Consider the following 21518-nt stretch of genomic DNA (forward strand, 5'->3'; position numbering starts at 1 on the left):
TTCGCGGCTCTGGTCTGCTCTCCCGCATGACGACCCACAGCACCCGACACCGGCGGCTCGGCGCCGCCGCTCTCGCCCTGACGACGATCGCCGGCCTCGCCGGCTGCGGTTCCGGCACGGAGCCGGACGTGCGGACCGCGGCGCCGCGCAGCGCCACGTCCACGATCGCCGTCGATCCCGCGCAGGCGAGGGTCACCCGGCAGATCGGCCGCCTCGAGGCGACGCACCACGCGCGCATCGGCGCCTTCGCGATCGACACCGGCACCGGGCGCGCCGTGGCCCACCGGCCGGACGAGCGCTTCCCGTTCGCCTCGACGTTCAAGGCGATGGCGTGCGGCGCGGTGCTGCGCAAGGCCCGGCAGTCCGACCCCGGCCTGCTCGACCGGGTGATCCACTACACGAAGGACGACCTGGTCGAGTACTCCCCCGTCACCGAGAAGCACGTGGACACCGGCATGACCGTCGCCGACCTGTGCCACGCCGCCATCACCCAGAGCGACAACACCGCCGGGAACCTGGTGCTCAAGCAGATCGGCGGGCCCGCGGGCCTCACCGCGTTCTTCCGCTCGCTCGGCGACACGGTCAGCCGCAGCGACCGCTGGGAGACCGACCTCAACATCTGGAAGCCGGGCGAGGTGCGCGACACCACCGCGCCGCGCCCGTGGGCGGGGAACCTGCGGGCGCTCACCACCGGCGGCGCGCTCGTGCCGGCCGACCGCGAGCGGCTCGTCGACTGGATGAAGGCGACCGTCACCGGGGACAAGCGCATCCGCGCGGGGCTCCCGAACAACTGGACGGTCGGCGACAAGACCGGCACCGGCGGCACCTACGGCACCGCCAACGACATCGCGATCGCCTGGCCGCCGTCCGGCGCCCCGCTGGTCATCGTGATCACCACGAACCGGTTCGCGCCCGACGCGGCCGCCGACGACCAGGCCGTCGCCCAGACGGCGCGCGTCCTCGCCAACGCGCTCCGCTGAGCGCTCCCCGGAAGCGCTCCGAAGGCGATCGCCCCTGGTACCGGACGTCCAGGCGTCCGGTGCCAGGGGCGACGCGCGTCGCGGACAGCCGCGGGCTAGAGCGCCCGGAGGAACTTCGCGGCGATCGGAGCGGCGGCCTCGGCGCCGGTGCCGCCGCCCTCGACGATCACGGCGAAGGCGACGTCCCCGCGGTAGCCGATGAACCAGGCGTGGGTCGGCGGGTCGTCGCCCTCGCCGAACTCCGCGGTGCCGGTCTTGCCGGCGGTACCGGCCGGGAAGCCGACGCCGGACGCGGTGCCCTCGCTGACGACGGCCGGCATGAGGGCGTGCAGGGCCTTCTCCACGGCGGGCTCCAGCCGCTTCGGCGGCTCGGGCTTGCGGCCCCCGGCGTCGGCCGCCTGCGCGGCGAGGGAGGCGCCGACCAGGCGGGGCGAGCGCCAGGTGCCGTCGGCCGCGGCGGCGGCGACGCTCGCCATGTTGAGCGGGCTGGTCAGCACCTGGCCCTGCCCGAAGGACGCGGCGGCGAACGCGGTGTCGTCCTTGGTGTCCGGGAACGCGGCGCGCACGGCGGGGAGTCCCGCGATGACCGGGGCGTTGAACCCGAACTGCGCCGCGACCTGGGCGAGCCGCTTCTCGCCCAGCTTGTCCACGGCGAGGCGCGCGAACGTGGTGTTGCAGGAGTGCGCGAACGCCTCCCGGAGCGGGACCGACCCGAAGTCCTCGTGCTTGTAGTTGTGGAACGACCGGCCGCCGACCGTGGTGGTCGCCGGGCACCCCACCTTCGACGCCGGGGACATGCCGCCCGCGACGAGCGCGGCGGCCGTGACGACCTTGAACGTCGAGCCCGGCGGGTACCGGCCCATCAGCGCGCGGTTGTAGCCGCCGGGCTGGTTCGCCACGGCGAGGATCTCGCCGGTGGAGGGGCGCAGCGCCACCATCGACGCCGGCTTGCTCGCGCTCGACACCGCCTGTCCTGCGGCGGCCTGCGTCTTCGGGTCGATGGTCGTCTTCACCGGCTCGCCCTCGGCGCCGCCGAACCGCTCCAGCGTCTTCACCGGGACGTCCTTGCCGTCCACGATCTGCACGGCGAGCGCGGGCTTGCCGGAGAGGCGGTGCTCGTACTGCTTCTGCAGGCCGTCCACACCGGCCGGGTCGCCCTTGCGGTAGGGAGCGCCGAGCTTGCCCGCGGCCTCGGCGGACACGGGGCCGACCTGCCCGGCGAGCTGCCGGGCGGACCCGGACGGCGAGGAGGCGAGGTCGCTGCCGTCCGCCGCGAGGACGGCGGCGCGGTCCGGCCAGGCGCGGGACGCGCGCAGCCGCTGCCCCTCCTTGAGCTCCGGGTACACGACCTGCGGCGACCAGCGCACGCGCCACTCGCCGTCCGTCTTCACCATCGGCAGCGACCCGGTGTACTTCCACTTCCGGTCCCCGGCCAGCGTCACCTCGGCGCCGTAGGACCCGCCGACCGCGTCGTCCTTGGGACGCCCCACGGAGGCGACCGTGTAGCGCTGCCCGACGGCGCCGAGGTCGTCCCGCATCCGCTTGAAGCGCGCCTCGAAGTCGGCGGGCGGCCGGTCGGTCAGCGCCTTCATGGCGGCGAAGTCGCCGCCGCTCCACGCCGCGAGATAGCGCTCGGCGGCGTCCCTCGGGTCGTCACCGTCGCGCAGGAACCACACCGCCCCCGCCCCCACGATCACGACCGCCACCGCGACCGCGGCGACGGCGAGCACACGGGATCGGCGCATCGTCCAACTCCTTCCCCCTGATCGGTCCACCGGCCGGGGGCCCGCTGACGGGCGGGCGGACCGGTGGGGGCACAAGGAGACCAGGCTCTGCCCGAAAAGTCCAAGATTGATATCGCTCCGGATGAATATCCGAATTGGTATCATCGCTGCTCGTGAACCTGGTCGGGCATCTGCGGTGCTTCGTCGTCGTCGCCGAAGAACTGCACTTCGGCCGCGCGGCCGAGCGCCTCGGCATGGCGCAGCCGCCGCTGAGCCAGCGTATCCAGCGCCTGGAGAAGGAGCTCGGCGTGCGGTTGTTCGACCGGTCCAGCCGGCGGGTGCGGCTCACCCCGCCGGGCGGCCTGCTGCTGGAGGAGGCACGTGACATCCTCACCCGCGTGGACCGCATCTACTCCGTCGCCGAGCGGGCCCGGCTGGGGGAGGTCGGGACGGTGCGCGCGGCCCTGCCGAGCGACCTCGGCGGCCGGGTCGTCGCCGCGCTGATCGCCGCGTTCCGGGAACGCCGCCCGGACCTGCGGCTCGACCTGCGCGAGACGGGCACCGACGACCAGATCCGCGCGCTCGCCGAGGGCGCGCTGGACGCCGGGGTGGTGCGGCACCCGTGCGACACCCGCGGGCTGGAGCTCGGCCCGATGCTGGCGCAGCCGCTCGGCGTGCTGCTGCCCGCCGGCGACGGCGCCGCCGAGCCGGGCGCGCCCCCCGAGGTGCACCTGGCCGACCTCGGCACCCGCGAGGTCGTCGTCCCGCCGCGCGAGGAGGCGCCGGGCGCGCACGACGAGCTGCTCGCGGGCTGCCGGCGGCACGGGTACGCGCCCGCCGCCGTGCACGAGGCCCGGCATCCGGGGTTCGCGCTGGGGCTCGTCCTCGCGGGGACGGCCGTGGCGCTCGTCCCGCGCACCGACGACACCGCCGGGGCGGCGTGGCGGCCGCTGGCGGGCGAGCCGCTCGCCTGGCGGACGTCGTGCGCCTGGCGGCGGGCCCGCGACCCCGAGCACGCCCGCGCCATCGCCGACTTCACCGCCGTCGCGACCGCGGTCCTGCGCGACGAGGCCGGCATGGCGCCCCTCGACCGGCCGCCCGCCCGCCGGGTCGTCCCGCGCCCCTCCTCGGGGTTCCTGGCATGAGCGGGGCCCCCGTCAGGAGCGCGGAGGCGGCCGAGCGGATCGAGACGGCGTTCCGGTCCGCCGGGGTGACCGGCTTCCTGCACGTCGTCGACATGGACACCGGCCGGGAGGTCGCGGTCGGCGCCGACGAGCCGGTGGTGCTCGCGTCGGTGTTCAAGGTGCCGCTGCTCGTCGCGTTCCACCGGCAGGCCGCCGACGGCGTCCTCGACCCGACCGAGCAGGTGGTGCTGCGCCCCGACGACCGCACGGCCGGGCCGACCGGGGTGTCGGCGCTGCTGGACGAGGTCCGCATGTCGCTGCGCGACCTCACCTGCCTGATGATCACCGTCAGCGACAACGCCGCCGCCGACGCCGTGATGGAGCGGGTCGGCCTGGACGCCGTCAACGCGACGGCCGCCGACCTCGGGCTCCGCCGGACCGTCATCCTGGGCAACGGCCGCGAGCTGCACGAGACGCTGCTCGCCGACGCCGGGGCGGACAGCGTCGCCGAGGTGTGGGCGAGGCTGGACGAGCCGGGCCTCCAGGGCCGGCTGCGCGCCCTCGACCCGCTCCGCACGAGCCGCAGCACGCCCCGCGACATGACCCGGCTGCTGTCGATGATCTGGCGGGACGAGGCGGCCCCGCCCGCCGGGTCGGCGGCGATGCGGCGGCTGCTCGGCCTCCAGGTCTGGCCGCACCGCCTGTCGTCGGGGTTCCCCTACGACGACGTCGTCGTCAGCGGCAAGACCGGCACGCTGCCGACCCTCCGCAACGAGGTGGGCGCGGTCGAGTACCCCGACGGGGCGCGCTACGCGGTGGCGGTGTTCACCAGGTCGACGCTGCCCGTCGCCGTCCTCCCGGAGGCCGACGCGGTCATCGGAACCGCCGCCCGGATCGCCGTGGAATCGCTTCGCCGGCCTTGAGTGCGCAGTGGGACCCTTGAGTGTGCGGTGGGACACGGACGCCACGGCACCCGCTCTGGAAACATAAGCTGTACCCCTGTTTTGGACGGTATTGGGGAGTGTTCGTTGCGGCTGCCGGAGCATCTGGAGCTACTGCTCACCGACGAGCCGGTGCTCGACGTCTACTCGCACGGCCCGTGGCGCGTCCCGGACGGGCTGTTCGAGGAGATCTCGGCCCGGATCGACGGGCTGGCGGCCGACCCGCGGGCCGTGGAGCTGACCACCGACGAGCACAAGCTGCTGACGCTGCCGGCGTCGCTCGTCACCGCGGAGATCTTCGGCATGCTGGCGTTCCTGCCGGGCGGCGGCGCGATCAAGGCGGGGTCGTGGTCGCAGCTCCCCGAGCGGCTGCTGCACCGCCACCTCGTGAACCCGGGCCCGCTCAGCGACCGCATGACCCGCTGGGACGCGCCCGGCGGCCGGTGGCGCCCGCCGGTCGACTGGCTCATCGAGGCGCCCGACCGGGCCCTGGCGATCGAGCTGGCCCGCGACTGCCTGTCGGTGCTGGAGGGCATCGAGCCGCTGGAGGAGCGGCGCAAGGCGCTGCTGCGCCTCTACGACGACCCGCCGGTCTGCGACGTGAACCTGCCCAAGATGGAGCTGCGCGAGCACTGGCACGCGCACGCCGGGGACGACATCGTCGCGGCGGTGCCCGAGCTGCTCGGCCCGGTCGGCTACCTGGAGTGGGTCTGCGCGGGGCTGACCGCGTCCTACGAGCACCTGGTCGAGGCGGCTCCGCGCGAGGAGGGCATCGAGGTCCACCTGGTCCAGCTGCTCCTGCAGGGCAGCATGGACCACGTCCCCGCCGAGCTCGCGGTCGCGCTCGGCGAGGACCGCTACGGCGAGCTGCTCCAGCGGTTCACCGCGGAGCGCCGCGGGTTCAAGCCGGGCGCGTGGCAGGAGCGGACGCGGGCGTGGCTCGTCCGGGCGCTCGTCGCGGGCGCCGCCGACGCGTGCCGCGGCTGGCTCGACATGGCGATGCGGTTCGTCGCGATCGTGCAGGGCCTGCCGGGCGACCCGTGGTTCCCGAAGGCGGAGTGGATCCCGGTCGGCCAGTTCCAGACCGACCTGCGCCGCCTGTACGCGCCGCGCCGCCGCGTCGTGAACCCGCTCACCGAGACGCTGAAGAGCGTCCCCGCGGCGGGCGGCGCGGGCGCGGGGGCCGCCGCCGCGCGCTCGGAGATCGCCACGACGCTGGTCGAGCAGCCGGAGGTGACCGCGGCGCTGGACGAGCTGACCCGCGGCAGCGCGCCCGTCCGGCTGCTGATCAGCGGCCCGGACGGCACCGGCAAGCGCGACGCCGCCGAGGAGCTCGGCAGGGCGCTCGCGTTCGGCCGCGACCCGCACTGGGTCACCGACAACCTGTTCGCCGGGCAGCGCCTGTCGGACGCGGTCGCCAAGCTGCACGCCGACGCCCGCGACTGCGCCGGCGACCGGCTGCTCATCATCGAGGGCCTGGACGGGATCGTCGCCGACCCCGGCAACGGCGAGGCCCTGGCCGCCGAGCTGCACCGGCTCCTCGCCGTCCACCCCGACCTGAACGTGGTGGCGCTGTGCGACGCCGGCGGCGAGGAGCGGATCCGCGAGATCAACCCCGTCCTGCCGCAGCGGTTCCGGATCGCGCGCACCCGGCCGTTCACGGCGGCGGGCCACGCCGAGCTGTTCCGCCGCGCGCTGGACGCCCGCGGCGCCCGCGCCACCCGCCCGGCCGTCGAGGCGGCGGGCGCGCTGCTGGCCGCGACCCCGCCGATGCAGACGCTCCGCAACGCCCGCCTGGCGCCGCACCTCGCCGAGCAGGTCGTCGCCGCGGCGCGGGCCAAGCTCGACCCGGGCGCGCCGGGCGGCGAGCCGGTCATCCGCAAGCAGGACATCCCGGCCGCGCTCGACACCGCGCAGGCCGCCGGGAACCCGCTGGCCGAGCTGCGCGAGCTCACCGGCCTGGAGACCGTCAAGCACGAGATCGCGCTGCTCGTCGCGGGCACCCACGCGGCGCGGCTGCGCAGCGAGTCCGGCCTGCGGATCACGCCGCCGACCCGGCACATGGTGTTCACCGGCAACCCGGGCACCGGCAAGACGATGGTGGCCCGGCTGCTCGGCCGCATCTACAAGCGGCTCGGCGTCCTGTCGTCCGGGCACCTGGTGGAGGCGTCCCGCGCCCACCTCGTCGGCGAGTACATCGGGCAGACCGCGCCCCGGACGCGCCGGCTCGTGGAGCGCGCGGTCGGCGGCGTCCTGTTCATCGACGAGGCCTACACGCTGACGCAGTCGCCGCTGAAGGGCGACTACGGGCACGAGGCGATCGCCGAGCTGGTCAAGCTGATGGAGGACCACCGCGACGACCTCGTCGTGATCGTCGCGGGCTACGAGCAGGAGATGGCCGAGTTCCTCGCCGCCAACCCCGGCCTGGACTCCCGGTTCCCCAAGCAGATCCACTTCCCCGACTACACCGACGACGAGCTGATCACCGTGTTCCGCCAGCTCGCCGCCGCCGACGGCTTCGAGCTGGCCCCCGGCACCGAGGACGTCCTGCACACGATGCTGCGCCGCGCGCCCCGCGGCCCGTCCTTCGGCAACGGCCGCCTGATGCGCAACATGCTGGACGTGGCCGTCGCGAACCAGGCCGACCGCGTCGCCTCCGCCGCCGTCTCCTTCAGGAAGGACGCGGCGGCCGAGAACGGGGCCGCGGCCAAGAAGGGCGCCGGGGGCAAGGAGAAGGCCGGCGTCCAGGCCGCACTCCCCACGAAGGAGGAGCTGGTCACCCTGACCGCCGAGGACCTCCCCCCGCTGCTGGAGCACCCCGAGGAGTTCTTCGGCCTCTACCTGTAGGCAAGGCCCCGCCTCACTTCGAGACAGGCCTGGGCGCGGCCCGGGTCAGGGGGCGAGGTGCTCGGCGGCGGCGAACAGGAGGCTCTCGCCGCCGCGGCGGGTGACGAGCTGCGCCCCGACCGGCAGGTCGACACCGCCGTCCGCCGGGACGGTCCCGGCGGGGACGGTCAGGGCGGGCAGGCCCAGCACGTTCCACGGCGAGGTGAGGCTGACCAGGAGCGCGGTGAGCGGCCCGAGCCCGACCTCGGCGGCCCCGATCCGCGGCGCGGGGATCGGCATGGTCGGCATGGCCAGCAGGTCGTAGCGGTCCAGCAGCCCGGCGATCTCCTCGGCGTACCGGTCCCGCTCGCGCAGCGCCCGGACGAGCCGCCAGCCCGGCATCCGGCCCGCCTCCTCCAGGCGGCCGAGCGTCGCCGGCTGGAACAGGCCGGGCGCCTCGGCGACGCGCTCGGCGTGCACGTCGTAGGCCTCGCTGTACTCGATCGCGAGGAACACCTGCCGGAGGCCGGCGAAGTCGATCCGCTCGGACGGCGCGTCCGGGAACAGGGCGCGGACGCGCCGCTCCACCTCGGGGTCGCACACCGGCGGCTCGATCCACGCGACGCGCCCGTACGGCGCGCCCCCGTCCGGGCCGCCGCTCGCGGACGGCCCGTCCACGCGGGAGGGGACGGCCACCGCCGGGCCGGTCAGCGCGTGGTAGGCGATGCGGCAGTCGTCGGCCGTGGCGGCGAGGACGCCCACGTGGTCGAGCGAGCGCGAGAGCGGGAACACGCCGTCCGCCGGGATGACGCCGTAGGGCGGCTTGAACCCGGCGATCCCGCAGAACGCGGACGGGATGCGCACCGACCCGCCCGTGTCCGTGCCGATGGCCAGCGGGACCGTGCCGGAGGCGACCGCGACGGCGCTGCCGCTGCTGGACCCGCCGGACATCCGCTCCCGGTCGCGGGGGTTGCGGACCGCGCCGTTCACCGACACGTCGCCGCTGCCGCCGAACGCGAACTCCTGCGTCCCGGTCTTGCCGAGGATCACGGCGCCCGCGTCCCGCAGCATCCTCACGCAGGCCGCGTCGGTCTCCGCGACGTGCCCGGCGAAGTGCCCGGACCCCATCCCGGTGGGCAGCCCGGCGACGTCGATGATGTCCTTCACCGCGACCGGGACGCCGTGCAGCGGCCCCCGGTCGACGCCGGACGCCAGCTCCTCGTCGGCCCAGCGGGCGGCGGACTCGGCGCCCTCGGCGTCCAGGGTCGTGAAGGCGTTCAGGTCCTCGTCGACCGACTCCAGCGCCCGGGCGACCAGGCCCCGCGCCGACTCCCGGCCCGAGCGCAGGTCGCGCCCGATGCCGGTCAGCGTCCGTCCGGTGAAGAACCCGCCCATTCCGCCTCCTTGCCGGTTACCTGTACCGATCTGCGTAGCATCTCAGACCGCACCGGCCCCTCCGGCCCCTCCGGCGGCCCCCGCCGGCGGGGCCGCGATCGGGCGCTCCGTCACCATTTGATCACTCATTGTCGACCGCTCGTCGCAGGCGGCCCGCCGCTTGTCGACCGCGCTCCGGGAACCGTGCACCTACGCACGGGTAGGCGGCAGGCTTCATCGCACCCAGTGGTCCCGCCGGTTCGCTGGGGGGCGGGGCGGAGGCCGGGCGCCGGCTCGCACGGCAGGCCGCCCCTGTAACCGGCGACGTTCACATCCAGGTGGGGGGAACGAGGTCACGGCCGAGCGCCGTGGCCTCGTTGTCGTTCCGGCCTTCCGGGACGTTCGGCCCTAGGCCCGCGGGCAAAGGGCTGATGGGCTCTCCATGACGGTTGAGAACCCCGTTCGTGGGGACGGGATGTCCTCAGGGCGGTCACGAGCACCCGGAGGACGCGCAAATGACCCAGTCGGTCACCCTGAGCGATGACGAACTGCGAGAGATCAACGCGTACTGGCGGGCGGCGAACTACCTGTCGGTCGGGCAGATCTACCTCCTCGACAACCCGCTGCTCCGCGAGCCCCTCGAACGGCGGGACCTCAAGCCCCGGCTCCTCGGGCACTGGGGCACCACGCCGGGGCTGAACTTCTGCTACGCGCACCTCAACCGCGTGATCAAGGCGCGCGACCTCGACATGATCTACGTCATGGGCCCGGGGCACGGCGGGCCGGCGGCGGTCGCCAACGCGTGGCTCGAAGGCACCTACAGCGAGGTGTACCCGGAGGTGTCGCAGGACGAGGCGGGCATGCGGCGGCTGTTCCGGCAGTTCTCCTTCCCCGGCGGCATCCCGAGCCACGTCGCGCCGGAGACGCCCGGCTCCATCCACGAGGGCGGCGAGCTCGGCTACTCCCTCGCCCACGCGTTCGGCGCCGCGTTCGACAACCCCGACCTCGTCGTTGCGTGCATCGTCGGGGACGGCGAGGCGGAGACGGGGCCGCTGGCGGCGAGCTGGCACTCCACCAAGTTCCTCGACCCGGTGCGCGACGGCGCCGTCCTCCCGATCCTGCACCTCAACGGCTACAAGATCGCCAACCCGACGGTGCTGGCCCGGATCCCTGAGGAGGAGCTCGTCCAGCTACTGGACGGGTACGGCTACCGCCCGGTCCTGGTGAGCGGGGACGAGCCCGCGTCGATGCACCGCAAGATGGCCGCCGCCCTCGACCAGGCCCTCGACGAGATCGCCGACATCCAGCGCGGCGCCCGCGAGGGGCGGGCGACCGAGCGGCGCCGCTGGCCCATGATCGTCCTGCGGTCCCCCAAGGGCTGGACGGGCCCGAAGGAGGTGGACGGCCTGCCGGTCGAGAACACCTGGCGGGCCCACCAGGTGCCGCTCGCCGGCGTGTGCGAGGACGCCGGGCACCGCGCGCAGCTGGAGGAGTGGCTGCGCTCCTACCGCCCGGAGGAGCTGTTCGACGAGGACGGCCGCCCGGTCGCCGCGCTGCGGGCCCTCGCGCCCGAGGGCGAGCGGCGGATGAGCGCGAACCCGCACGCCAACGGCGGGCTGCTGCTCAAGCCGCTGACGCTGCCCGACTTCCGCGAGTACGCCGTGGAGGTCGGCAAGCCCGGCACCGTCACCACCGAGCCCACCCGGCGCCTCGGGACCTTCCTGCGCGACGTCGTGCGGGCCAACCCGGACAACTTCCGGATCATGGGCGCGGACGAGACGGCGTCCAACCGGCTCGGGGACGTGTTCCAGGCCACCGACCGCGTCTTCGAGGGCGAGCTGCTGCCGACCGACGAGCACCAGTCGCCGTCCGGCCAGGTGATGGAGGTGCTGAGCGAGCACCTGTGCCAGGGCTGGCTGGAGGGCTACCTCCTCACCGGGCGGCACGGGCTTTTCAACAGCTACGAGGCGTTCGTGCACATCGTCGACGCGATGTTCAACCAGCACGCGAAGTGGCTGAAGGTCACCCGCGGCCTGCCGTGGCGGCGGCCGATCGCGTCGCTGAACTACCTGCTGTCGTCGCACGTGTGGCGGCAGGACCACAACGGCTTCACCCACCAGGACCCCGGCTTCCTCGACGTCGTGCTGAACAAGAAGCCCGAGATCGTCCGGGTGTACCTGCCGCCGGACGCGAACACGCTGCTGTCGGTCGGGGACCACTGCCTGCGCTCCCGCGACTACGTCAACGTGATCGTGGCCGGGAAGCAGCCCGCGCTGAACTGGCTGCCGATGGACGCCGCGATCGCGCACTGCACCCGCGGCATCGGCATCTGGGAGTGGGCCTCCACCGACGGCGGCGAGGACCCCGACGTGGTGCTCGCCTGCGCGGGCGACATCCCGACGCTGGAGACGCTCGCGGCCGTCGACCTGCTCCGGCAACTGTTCCCCGAACTGCGCGTCCGGGTCGTGAACGTCGTCGACCTGATGCGGCTCCAGCCGGACAGCGAGCACCCCCACGGCCTGTCGGACCGCGAGTACGACACCCTGTTCACCAGGGACAAGCCCGTCATCTTCGCCTTCCACGGCTACCCGTACCTCATCCACCGCCTCACCTACCGGCGCGCGGGCCACGGCAACCTGCACGTGCGCGGCTACAAGGAGGAGGGGACGACGACCACGCCGTTCGACATGGTCATGCTGAACGACCTGGACCGGTTCCACCTCGTCATGGACGTCATCGACCGGGTCCCGCAGCTCGGCGCCCGCGTCGCCCACATCCGGCAGCGGATGGCCGACCAGCGCCTCTTCCTGCGCTCCTACACGCGCGAGCACGGCGAGGACGCGCCCGAGGTCAGCGACTGGACGTGGCCCTACTGATGCGGGTCCTGACGGTCAACCCCGGGTCGAGCAGCCTGAAGGTGAGCCTGCTCGACGCCGACGACACGGTCCTCGCCGAGGACTCCGGCGGCGGCCACGAGATGGCCGGGCTGGTCGCGGACATGCCCCGGCCGGACGCCATCGGCGTCCGGTTCGTCCACGGCGGTACCGACTTCACCGAACCGGTGCGCGTCGACGGGAAGGCCGCCGAGCGGCTCCGCGAGCTCGCCGACCTCGCGCCGCTGCACCAGCCCGCCTCCCTGCACGCCCTGGACGAGATCACCGGCGTGCTGCCGGACGTCCCGGCCGTGGCGTGCTTCGACACCGCGTTCCACGCCACGCTGCCGGAGGCGGCCGCGGCCTACGCGCTCCCCCGGGAGTGGGTCGAACGGTTCGGCCTGCGCCGCTACGGCTTCCACGGCCTGTCGTTCTCCTACGCCGTGCGGCGCGCCGCCGAGATGCTCGGCACGGACCCGGCCGCGCCGCGGATGGTGGTGTGCCACCTGGGGGCCGGCGCGTCCCTGTGCGCGGTGGCCGGAGGCCGGTCGGTCGACACCACGATGGGGTTCACGCCGCTCGAAGGGCTGGTCATGGCGTCCCGGGCAGGAAGCATCGACCCCGGCATCCCGCTGTGGCTGATCAAGCACGGGGTGCCGGCGGCGGAGGTGGGCGACGCGCTCGAACGCAGCTCCGGGCTGCGCGGCCTGACCGGCACCGGCGACATGCGGCGGGTCCGCGAGCGGGCCGCCGAGGGCGACCCGGCCGCCCTCGGCGGCCTCGACGTCTACCACCACCGCCTCCGCGCCTGCGCCGCCGCGATGACCGCCTCCCTCGGCGGGCTCGACGTGCTCGTCTTCACCGGCGGGATCGGCGAGCACGATCCGGCGGTCCGCGCGCGGCTGGCCGAGGACCTCGCGTACCTCGGGACCTCCGTCGACCCCGGCCGCAACGCCGCCGCGGACGGCGACACCGACGTCACCGCGGACGGCGCCGCCGTCCGGACGCTCGTGGTGGCGGCCCGCGAGGACCTGGAGATCGCCGACGGTGTCCGGAGGTGCCTCGGGAACGATTCCTGCCAGGACCGGCGGGTTAGTACATAAGGTGTGAAGGTGGAGAAGACGGCGGGCGCTACGGAGGGCGCGAACCGCAGGCTGGCGAACATCCAGGCGATCACCGACGAGGCGTTCGCCCAGATGGACGTGGACGAACTGCTCGACACCCTCCTCGACCGCGTCCGCGCCGTCCTCGGCGTGGACACCGCCGTCGTCCTGCTCCTGGACCGCGAGGAGCGCTTCCTCGTGGCGACCGCCGCGAAGGGCATCGAGGAGGAGGTCGCCCAGGCCGCCCACGTCCCGGTCGGCGAGGGGTTCGCGGGGCGCGTCGCCGCCGAGCGCCGGCCGGTCTACATCCCGGACGTCCCGAGCGCCGGCGTGTTCAACCCGCTGCTCGTCGAGCGGGGCCTGCAGTCGCTGCTGGGCGTCCCGCTCGTCGGCGCCGGAAGGCTGGTCGGCGTCATGCACGTCGGGACGCTCGCCCACCGCCGGTTCACCTCCGAGGAGACCGAGTTCCTCCAGCTCGCGGGCTCCCGCGCCGCGCAGGCGGTGCAGTCCGTGCTCAGCCGCTCCGAACACGCCGGCGCGCTGGAGCTGCAGCGCAGCCTGATCCCGGGCGCGCCGCCGGACGTCCCCGGGTTCGAGATGGCCGCCCGCTACCGTCCCGGCAAGGCGATCGTCGGCGGGGACTGGTACGACGTGTTCACGCTCCCGTCCGGGGAGATCGGCATCGTGATCGGGGACGTGGCGGGCAACGGGCTCCCGGCGGCCGTCGTCATGGGCCGGATGCGCAGCGCGCTGCGCGCGTACGCGCTCGACAACGACGATCCGGCCGAGGTGCTGCGCAAGCTCAACCGGAAGATGCTGCACTTCGAGCCCGAGGCGACGGCGACCGTGCTGTACGCGGTCGCCGACCGCGGCGGGGGCCGGATCCGGCTGTCGTCGGCCGGCCACCCTCCGCCCGTCCTCGCGCCGCCGGACGGCCCGGCGGAGCCCGTCGACATGAAGTTCGACGTCCTGATCGGCCTGGGCGAGGACATCCCCCGGCGGACCAGGACCATCGACGTCCCGCCGGGCGCCCTGCTCTGCTTCTACACCGACGGCCTCATCGAGCGGCGGGACGACTCGATCCTCAACGGCGTCGCCCGGCTGTGCCGGGCGGTCCACGCCGGTCCGCCGGAGGCGGTCGGCGCGGCGGTGATGTCGGCGCTGATCGGCCGCGAGGCGGCGCCGGACGACGTCGCCCTCCTGCTCATGCGCCGCGTCCCGCAGGACCCCCGGGATGGCTGACACGGCGCCGGGCCGCGCGTGCCGTTCCTGCGGCAAGCCCATGCCGCCCGCGGCCGGGAGGCCGGGGCGCGCGTCGCTGTACTGCTCGGCAGCGTGCCGGCAGAAGGCGTACCGGACGCGGCGGGCCGGGGGCGAGGCCGTCCACGAGCTGATCTCCGACATCGAACGCCAGGTGCGCGGCCTCACCCCCGAAGCGCCCGGGCCGTTCTACACCGGCGTTCAGTCGCTGGCGTCCTCGGTCGGACGGCTGCGCCGCATCGCCCGGGTGGCCCGGGACGCGGCGGGAACCGCAACGCCGGAACGCGTGACGCAAACCGACGCGGCGCCGGGCCCCGCACCGCGGAATTCCGTAACGGAAGCCTCCGTGACGGAACCGGTCGCGACGGAATCAGGCGTAACGCAACCGGGCGCGACGGAACCGGACGAGGCGGCGGAGTCGGAGGAGGCGGCCGTCCTCCGGGAGGGCGACGAGTGGGCCTTCGCCGGGCTGGTCGAGCGGTACCGGCACGAACTCCAGGTGCACTGCTACCGGATGGTCGGCTCCTACGACGACTCCGAGGACCTCGTCCAGGAGACGCTGCTCAAGGCGTGGAAGAACCGCGACGGCTTCGCGGGGCGCTCCAGCCTCCGCGCCTGGCTCTACAAGATCGCCACGAACACGGCGCTGGACTTCCTGCGCCGGGACGAGCGCCGTCCCCGGCGCTACGGCCCCTCGCCGGTCCCGCCCACCGACGGGGTGGAGGCGTCGCCGTTCCTCCCCTGGTTGCAGCCGTTCCCGGACGCGGAGCCCGAGGCGGCGGCCGAGTCGTCGGAGACGATGGAGCTGGCGTTCCTCGCCGCGATCCAGCACCTGCCGCCCCGGCAGCGCGCCGTGCTGATCATGCGGGACTTCCTCGGCTGGCCCGCCGCCGACACCGCGACCGCCCTCGACATGACCCTGGCCTCGGTGAACAGCGCCCTCCAGCGGGCCCGCCCCGCCCTGCGCGAGCGCCTCCCGCGGCGGCGCGAGCGGTGGGCGCGCGGCGCCGACCCGTCCGAGGCGGAGAAGGACCTGCTCGCGCGGTACATGAAGGCCGCGGTGGAGGGCGACACCGCCGCGATGGCGGCCATGCTCCGCGACGACGTGCGGATCACCATGCCGCCCAACCCGCTCTGGTTCGGCGGCCGCGAGGCGATCATCGGCATGCTCCGCCAGACGTTCGACCCGGCCTCCCCCGCCTACATCGGCCGCTGGCGCCACCTCCCGACCCGCGCCAACGGGCAGCCGGCGGTCGCCGGTTACGTCCAGCGCCCCGGCACCAGCGTCTACCGCGCCCAGGTGCTGGACGTCCTGCGCGTGGAGGACGGCCTGATCGCCGAGATCACCTCCTTCGAGCCCCACCTGTTCCCCGCCTTCGGCCTCCCGCTCACCCTGGCGCCCTGACCTTCCCGCCCGGCCCGCGATGATTTCTCAGCCGGGGTACGTCTCAATATCCGTTCGCCCTACAGGAACGGAGCAAGGACATGCTGGAGAACAAGAACGCGATCATCTACGGCGGCGGCGGCGCGATCGGCGGCGCGGTGGCCCGGACGTTCGCCCGGCACGGCGCGACCGTCCACCTGGCCGGCCGGACCCGCGCGAGCCTGGAGGCGGTCGCGGCCGGCATCGCCGCCGCAGGCGGCCGTGCCGAGGTCGCCGTGGTGGACGCGCTGGACGAGAAGGCCGTCGAGGAGCACGCCCGCCGCGTCGTGGAGGAGGCCGGGAGCCTGGACGTGTCGCTCAACCTCGTCTCGCGCGGCGACGTCCACGGGACCCCGTTGACCGCCGTGCCGGCCGAGGACTTCCTGCGCCCCGTCACCACGGGCATCACCGCGAACTTCCTCACCGCCCGGACCGCCGCGCGGCACATGTCCGAGCAGGGCTCGGGCGTGATCCTCGCGCTGAACAGCGGCTCGGCCAAGGGCAGCCCGATGATGGGCGGCACCGGCCCGGCGGACGCCGCGATCGACGCCCTCGTCCGGAACCTGGCGCAGGAGTGCGGCCCGAGCGGCGTCCGCGTCGTCGGGATCTGGACGGCCGGGCTCCCCGAGACGATGACGCGGGAGAAGCTCGCCCTGCACGGCGCCGACCTGGACGAGGCCGCCTTCGAGAGGCTGCTGACGCGGCTGGCCGAGATGCGGATGCTGCGCCGCTCCCCCACGCTCGCCCAGATCGCCGACACCGCCGCCTTCCTCGCCTCGGACGGCGCCGCCGCGATCACCGCGACGTTCGTCAACGCGACGGCGGGCATCTTCACCGACTGAGCGGCGCCGCTCAGTCGGGCGGGGGGTGTGGGGGGTCGCCCCCACAAAGACACTGCCGACTGAACGGCGCGCTGCCGACTGGCCAGGAGTTCCGCCCGGTCGCGGAACCTCGGCGTCGGCGGGAGCGTCCGAGCGGACGTTCGGAGAGGTGAGGGGGCGGCGGTGGCGGGCGTTCGGCGGGTGGTTCTTGGTCGGCGATGGCTTCTGGGCGCGATCCTGGCGGGGATGGTTGCAGTGGCGGGAGCGGTCGCGACAGCAGTGGTCGTCCTCGCCGAGCCCGCGCGGCCTCGGGGGTGCGGGTGCGCGCTGCCGCCGGACACCAGCGGGATCAGCGGGGTGCCGCGCGAGTGGCAGGCCGCCATGGCCCGGCGCGACGCCGGGGCGGCCTGGCGGTTGCTGACGCCTGAGGCGCAGCGGCGGTACGGCTCGGTGAGGGGTCTGCGCGGCGCGCTCCCTCGGCTCGCCCCGGATTCCCATGGGTCCGCGGGGTGGAGGCTCGTCCGCCAGGTCACGCAGGGGCGCGGCACGCCCAGCCGGTTCCTCTACCTGCTCGTCGAGAAGCGGAGCCTGCGGCCGGCCGGAGCCGTCGTCGTCCACTCCATGGCGGACGGCTCCGCCGATGGGCGGGTCGATCCCGCGCCCGCCGCAACCGTCCGCATCCTGGAACCGGCCGCGCGGGCCACCGTGGACGCGCGCCCGCGCCTGCGTGCTGCGACCGGGAGTCCTCCCGCGTACGTGGTCGTGCGGCGGGACGGTGAGACCCTCGGTGCCGTGGGATCCATCCGTGGCGCGGACGGGTGGGACACACCGTTCCACAAGGCGCTCAAGCCCGGGCCCGCGCTGATCGTCGCGGTCGATGCGGACGGCGGCGGGCGCCTCTCGTACGGAAGCGTCCGCGTCACGATCCGCTGACCCGGACCGGGGCCGCCGGTGCCGTCAGTCGGCCGGTTTGCGGGCCTTCGCGCGGGCGCGCTTCTCCTCGTCCTCCAGGAGGGGGCCGATGCGGAACGGGACCTGGTGGGTCAGGACGATCGAGGTGGTGCTGCGGCGGACGCCGGGGCAGGCGAGGATCGAGTCGATGACCTCGTGGAGCTGCTTGCCGTTGGGCGCGACGGCGCGGACGAGGAGGTCGCCCTGGCCGGTGATCCCGAGGACCTCCAGCACGCGCGGGATCGCGGAGAGCGCGACGGCGGCCTCGCGCAGCCTTCCCTGGGCGACCTCCAGGGTGACGAAGGCCGTCAGTTCGAAGCCGATGGCGCCGAGGTCGACCTCGCGGCCGCGGTGGCCGATGACGCCCTCGCGTTCGAGGCGCTCCACGCGGGCGTGCGCGGTGTTGCGGGCGATGCCGAGCTTGGCGGCCAGTTCCGTGACGCCGATGCGGGGCTGCTCGACGAGGCGGCGGAGGATCTGCAGGTCGAGGAGAGTGGTACGGGTCACAACGCTCAGCTCCGGCGGGTAACTCGGTTCTGACTTGAGCAATCTGCTCAAGTATCGTCCCACCATCTTGCACTCCGCTCAGCAGAGGCGGCTCAATGCAAGCATGAGCACCACCGTTTCTTCCTCCCCCCTCCGCGACCGGCTCGAACTGGAGCGCGGCCGGATCGCGATCGGCGGGGTGCACGCGCTCGTCCGGCTGCTGCTCGAGCAGCGCCGTGCGGACACCCGGCGGGGCTGGCGGACCGCCGGGTTCGTGTCCGGGTACCGCGGGTCCCCGCTCGGCGGCCTCGACCAGCAGCTCATGCGGGACGCGAAGCTGCTGGAGGGCCACGACATCCGGTTCGTGCCGGGCGTGAACGAGGAGCTCGCGGCGACGGCCGTGTACGGGTCGCAGCTGGTCGAGCACCTGCCGGGGCCGCGGTTCGAGGGCGTGTTCGGGCTCTGGTACGGCAAGGCGCCCGGCGTGGACCGGTCGCTGGACGCGTTCAAGCACGCGAACTGGCTCGGCACGTCCGAGCGCGGCGGGGTGCTCGCGGTGGTGGGCGACGACCCGTCCGCGAAGTCGTCCACGCTGCCGTCGGCGACGGAGGGCGCGCTCGCCGAGGCGTTCATGCCGGTGCTCGTCCCCGGGTCGGTGGGCGACCTGCTGCACCTCGGACGGCACGGGTTCGAGATGTCCCGGTTCAGCGGGGCGTGGACCGGGTTCAAGCTCGTGACGGACGTCGCCGACTCCCACGAGGTCGTGGACGTGGAGCCGGTGCCCGACCCGGTGTACCCGGAGTTCGCGTGGCGCGGCCGCCCGTGGAAGCCGACGCGCAAGCCGGGCGTCGACCTGAAGGGCACGAACGCCCTCGAAACGGAGGTCCTGCAGGGCCGCCTGGAGGCCGCGACGGCCTACGCCGCGGCCAACGGCCTCGACCGGATCGAGGGGGCCGCCGGCGACGCGGTGATCGGGCTGGTCGCCGCGGGGCGCACCTACGTGGAGCTGCGCGAGGCCCTCGACCGGCTGGGACTGGACGACGAGGCCCTGGCCCGCCGGGGCGTCCGGCTGCTGCGCCTCGCCCTGATCTACCCGCTCGACGCCGACCGGATCCGCGAGTTCGCCCGCGGGCTCCGCGAGATCGTCGTCGTGGAGGAGAAGCGGGCGTTCGTCGAGACGCAGATCCGGGACGTCCTGTACGACCTGGCGGAGCGCCCGGCCGTGTACGGCAAGAACGGCCCGGACGGCGCCGGCCTGGTCCCGACGGACGGCGGCCTGGACGCCGACCGCCTCGTGAAGGCCCTGGCCAGGCTGCTCGCCGACCGCGTCGGCGAGGAGCACGTGGACCTGCGCGACGCCGTGCTCAAGCCCCGCAAGCCGCAGATCAACCTGCTCGCCCCGGCGCGCACCCCGTACTTCTGCTCGGGCTGCCCCCACAACCGGTCGACGGTCGTCCCGGACGGGTCGGTCGCGGCGAGCGGCATCGGCTGCCACGTGATGACCGTGTTCACCGACCGCAGCATCGGCACCACGCAGATGGGCGGCGAGGGCGCGATGTGGGTCGGCGCGGCGCCGTTCTCGGACACCGAGCACATGTTCCAGAACCTCGGCGACGGGACGTTCTTCCACTCTGGCAGCCTCGCGGTCCGGCAGGCCGTCGCCGCCGGGACCAGCATCACCTTCAAGCTCCTCTACAACGCGGCCGTGGCGATGACCGGCGGGCAGGACGCCGACGGCGGCTCCGACCCGGCCGCGATCACCCGGATGCTGCACGCCGAGGGCGTCGCGAAGATCGTGGTGGTGGCGGACGACCCGTCCCGCTACCCGCGCGGCACCGACTGGGCGCCCGGCGTCCGGGTCCGGCACCGCGACGACCTCGACGCCGTCCAGCGGGAGCTGCGCGAGATCCCGGGCGTGACCGTGCTGCTGTACGACCAGGCGTGCGCGGCCGAGACGCGGCGCAAGCGCAAGCGCGGCCTCGTCCCCGACCCGCAGACCCGCGTGCTGATCAACGAGGCGGTCTGCGAGGGGTGCGGCGACTGCGGCACCAAGTCGAACTGCCTCAGCGTGGAGCCGGTCGAGACGGAGTTCGGCCGCAAGACGCAGATCAACCAGACGTCCTGCAACAAGGACTACTCGTGCGTCGACGGCGACTGCCCCTCGTTCGTCACCGTCATCCCCGGCGACAAGCCCAAGGCGGCGCGCACCCTGCCGCGGATCGGCGAGCTGGAGGAGCCCGCGGAGCGGCCCGAGTCGGCGGACGTGCTGCTCGTCGGCATCGGCGGCACCGGCGTCGTCACGGTCAACCAGGTCCTCGCCACGGCGGCCCTCATCGACGGCCGCCACGCCCGCGCCCTCGACCAGACCGGCCTCAGCCAGAAGGCCGGCGCGGTCGTGTCGCACCTGCGCATCGGGACGGCCGACCGGGACCGGCCGGGCATGGTCGGCGCGGGCGGCGCCGACGCCTACCTCGTGTTCGACTCGCTGGCCGGGACCTCGGAGACCAACCTGCGCCGCTGCGCGCCGGACCGGACCGCCGCGGTCGTGTCCACCAGCGAGGTGCCGACCGGGCGGATGATCGTCGACACCTCGGCGTCGCTGCCGCCGAGCGCGTCCCTGGTCAAGCAGATCGCCGAGCGCACCCGGGCGGACCGCCTGGTCGCGCTCGACGCCCTGGCGCTCGCCGAGCGCTGGTTCGGCAGCACGACCACCGCGAACTTCGTGGTGGTCGGCGCCGCCTACCAGGCGGGGCTGCTGCCGCTGTCGGCGAAGGCGATCGAGGAGGCCCTCACGCTGAACGGCGTGCAGGTGGAGGCGAACATCCAGGCGTTCCGGGCGGGCCGCCGGCTGGTGCTCGAACCGGAGGGCCAGGACGCCTCCGCCACGGCGGGGACCGCGCAGGTCGCGCCGCGCCCGCTGGACTCGACCGCGTCGGCCGCGATGGACCTCGTCGACGCGTCCGGCGTGGACGGCGAGCTCGCCCGCGTCCTGCGGATCCGGGTGCCCGACCTCGCCGCGTACCAGAACCTGGCGCTCGCCAAGCGGTACCTGGACGCGGTCCTGCGCGTCGCCAGGGCCGAGGAGGCGGCGGGCGCGGGCGAGCGGCGGCTCGCGGTCGCCGTGGCGCGGAACCTGCACAAGCTGATGGCCTACAAGGACGAGTACGAGGTGGCCCGCCTGCACCTCGACCCGGAGCTCACCCGGCGCGTCGAGGAGCAGTTCGGCCCCGGCTCCACGGTCGCGTACATGCTGCACCCGCCGCTGCTGCGGGCCGTCGGGGTGGACAGGAAGATCGCGCTGCGCCGGACGGCCCGGCCCGCGTTCCGCGCGCTGCGCGCGATGCGGCGGCTGCGCGGCACTCCGCTCGACCCGTTCGGCGCCACCGCGCAGCGGCGCGCCGAGCGGCGCCTCGTCACCGGGTACGTCGCGGTGGTGAACGAGCTGGTGGCCGGGCTGGAGGCGGGGGCCGCCGGGGACGGCCGCCTCGACGCCGCCGTGCGGATCGCCGAGCTGCCCGACATGATCCGCGGCTACGAGGACGTCAAGACCGCGAACGTCGCCCTGTACGAGGAGAGCCTGCGCGAGCAGCTCGCCGCGTGGCGGGCCGAGCGGTCGCCCAGCCGGGTGTGAC

Annotated in this window: 14 protein-coding genes; 11 read left to right on the plus strand and 3 right to left on the minus strand. The window is 74.4% G+C overall.

Annotation, left to right across the window (positions count from 1 at the left end; all coding sequences use genetic code 11):
* Nucleotides 1–26 precede the first annotated feature (26 nt).
* Nucleotides 27–980, plus strand: coding sequence for a class A beta-lactamase (gene bla, locus K4S16_RS22635; RefSeq protein WP_149260995.1), 954 nt, complete (start codon nt 27–29; stop codon nt 978–980).
* A gap of 95 nt (nt 981–1075) precedes the next feature.
* On the opposite strand, the gene K4S16_RS22640 is transcribed toward bla, so the two are convergent.
* A complete protein-coding gene (locus tag K4S16_RS22640; RefSeq protein WP_149260996.1) occupies nt 1076–2725 on the minus strand; it encodes a penicillin-binding transpeptidase domain-containing protein in 1650 nt (549 codons plus the stop codon).
* Between the two features lie 152 nt (nt 2726–2877).
* On the opposite strand from K4S16_RS22640, the gene K4S16_RS22645 reads away from it, so the two are divergent.
* The 3 genes from K4S16_RS22645 (at nt 2878) to K4S16_RS22655 (ending at nt 7616) form a co-directional block, all read left to right on the plus strand.
* Nucleotides 2878–3849 carry a LysR family transcriptional regulator gene (locus K4S16_RS22645; RefSeq protein ID WP_149260997.1) on the plus strand — a complete coding sequence of 324 codons (972 nt, stop codon included), beginning with the start codon at nt 2878–2880 and terminating at the stop codon, nt 3847–3849.
* Complete coding sequence (locus tag K4S16_RS22650) at nt 3846–4751, plus strand: serine hydrolase (protein WP_149260998.1); 906 nt, start codon at nt 3846–3848, stop codon at nt 4749–4751. The genes K4S16_RS22645 and K4S16_RS22650 overlap by 4 nt, the downstream gene beginning before the upstream one ends.
* A gap of 105 nt (nt 4752–4856) precedes the next feature.
* Complete coding sequence (locus tag K4S16_RS22655) at nt 4857–7616, plus strand: AAA family ATPase (RefSeq protein WP_149260999.1); 2760 nt, start codon at nt 4857–4859, stop codon at nt 7614–7616.
* A 45-nt stretch (nt 7617–7661) separates the two neighbouring features.
* Here the strand turns inward: K4S16_RS22655 and K4S16_RS22660 are convergent, their stop codons facing one another.
* Nucleotides 7662–8990, minus strand: coding sequence for an amidase (locus tag K4S16_RS22660; RefSeq protein ID WP_149261000.1), 1329 nt, complete (start codon nt 8988–8990; stop codon nt 7662–7664).
* A gap of 494 nt (nt 8991–9484) precedes the next feature.
* On the opposite strand from K4S16_RS22660, the gene K4S16_RS22665 reads away from it, so the two are divergent.
* The 6 genes from K4S16_RS22665 (at nt 9485) to K4S16_RS22690 (ending at nt 17382) form a co-directional block, all read left to right on the plus strand.
* A complete protein-coding gene (locus tag K4S16_RS22665) occupies nt 9485–11845 on the plus strand; it encodes a phosphoketolase (protein WP_149261001.1) in 2361 nt (786 codons plus the stop codon).
* Nucleotides 11833–12945: an acetate/propionate family kinase gene (locus K4S16_RS22670; protein WP_375708338.1), complete on the plus strand. Its 1113-nt coding sequence runs from the start codon at nt 11833–11835 to the stop codon at nt 12943–12945. The genes K4S16_RS22665 and K4S16_RS22670 overlap by 13 nt, the downstream gene beginning before the upstream one ends.
* A gap of 9 nt (nt 12946–12954) precedes the next feature.
* Complete coding sequence (locus K4S16_RS22675) at nt 12955–14187, plus strand: PP2C family protein-serine/threonine phosphatase (RefSeq protein WP_200842038.1); 1233 nt, start codon at nt 12955–12957, stop codon at nt 14185–14187.
* A complete protein-coding gene (locus K4S16_RS22680) occupies nt 14180–15610 on the plus strand; it encodes an RNA polymerase subunit sigma-70 (RefSeq protein ID WP_149261002.1) in 1431 nt (476 codons plus the stop codon). Before K4S16_RS22675 ends, K4S16_RS22680 begins: the two co-directional genes overlap by 8 nt.
* 80 nt (nt 15611–15690) lie before the next feature.
* Nucleotides 15691–16470 (plus strand): SDR family NAD(P)-dependent oxidoreductase, encoded by a 780-nt coding sequence (locus K4S16_RS22685; protein ID WP_149261003.1) that lies wholly within the window; start codon nt 15691–15693, stop codon nt 16468–16470.
* A gap of 225 nt (nt 16471–16695) precedes the next feature.
* Complete coding sequence (locus K4S16_RS22690; RefSeq protein WP_149261004.1) at nt 16696–17382, plus strand: hypothetical protein; 687 nt, start codon at nt 16696–16698, stop codon at nt 17380–17382.
* A gap of 24 nt (nt 17383–17406) precedes the next feature.
* Here K4S16_RS22690 and K4S16_RS22695 read toward each other — a convergent pair whose 3' ends face one another.
* Entirely contained in the window at nt 17407–17907 is a 501-nt protein-coding gene (locus tag K4S16_RS22695; protein ID WP_235036992.1) for an Lrp/AsnC family transcriptional regulator, read from the minus strand.
* 67 nt (nt 17908–17974) lie between these two features.
* Between K4S16_RS22695 and K4S16_RS22700 the strand changes: the two genes are divergently transcribed.
* A complete protein-coding gene (locus K4S16_RS22700) occupies nt 17975–21517 on the plus strand; it encodes an indolepyruvate ferredoxin oxidoreductase family protein (RefSeq protein ID WP_268843267.1) in 3543 nt (1180 codons plus the stop codon).
* The last annotated feature ends 1 nt before the right edge of the window (nt 21518 follow it).

Origin of the sequence: Actinomadura sp. K4S16, from assembly GCF_008327685.1 — a bacterium.
Classification (GTDB): domain Bacteria; phylum Actinomycetota; class Actinomycetes; order Streptosporangiales; family Streptosporangiaceae; genus Spirillospora.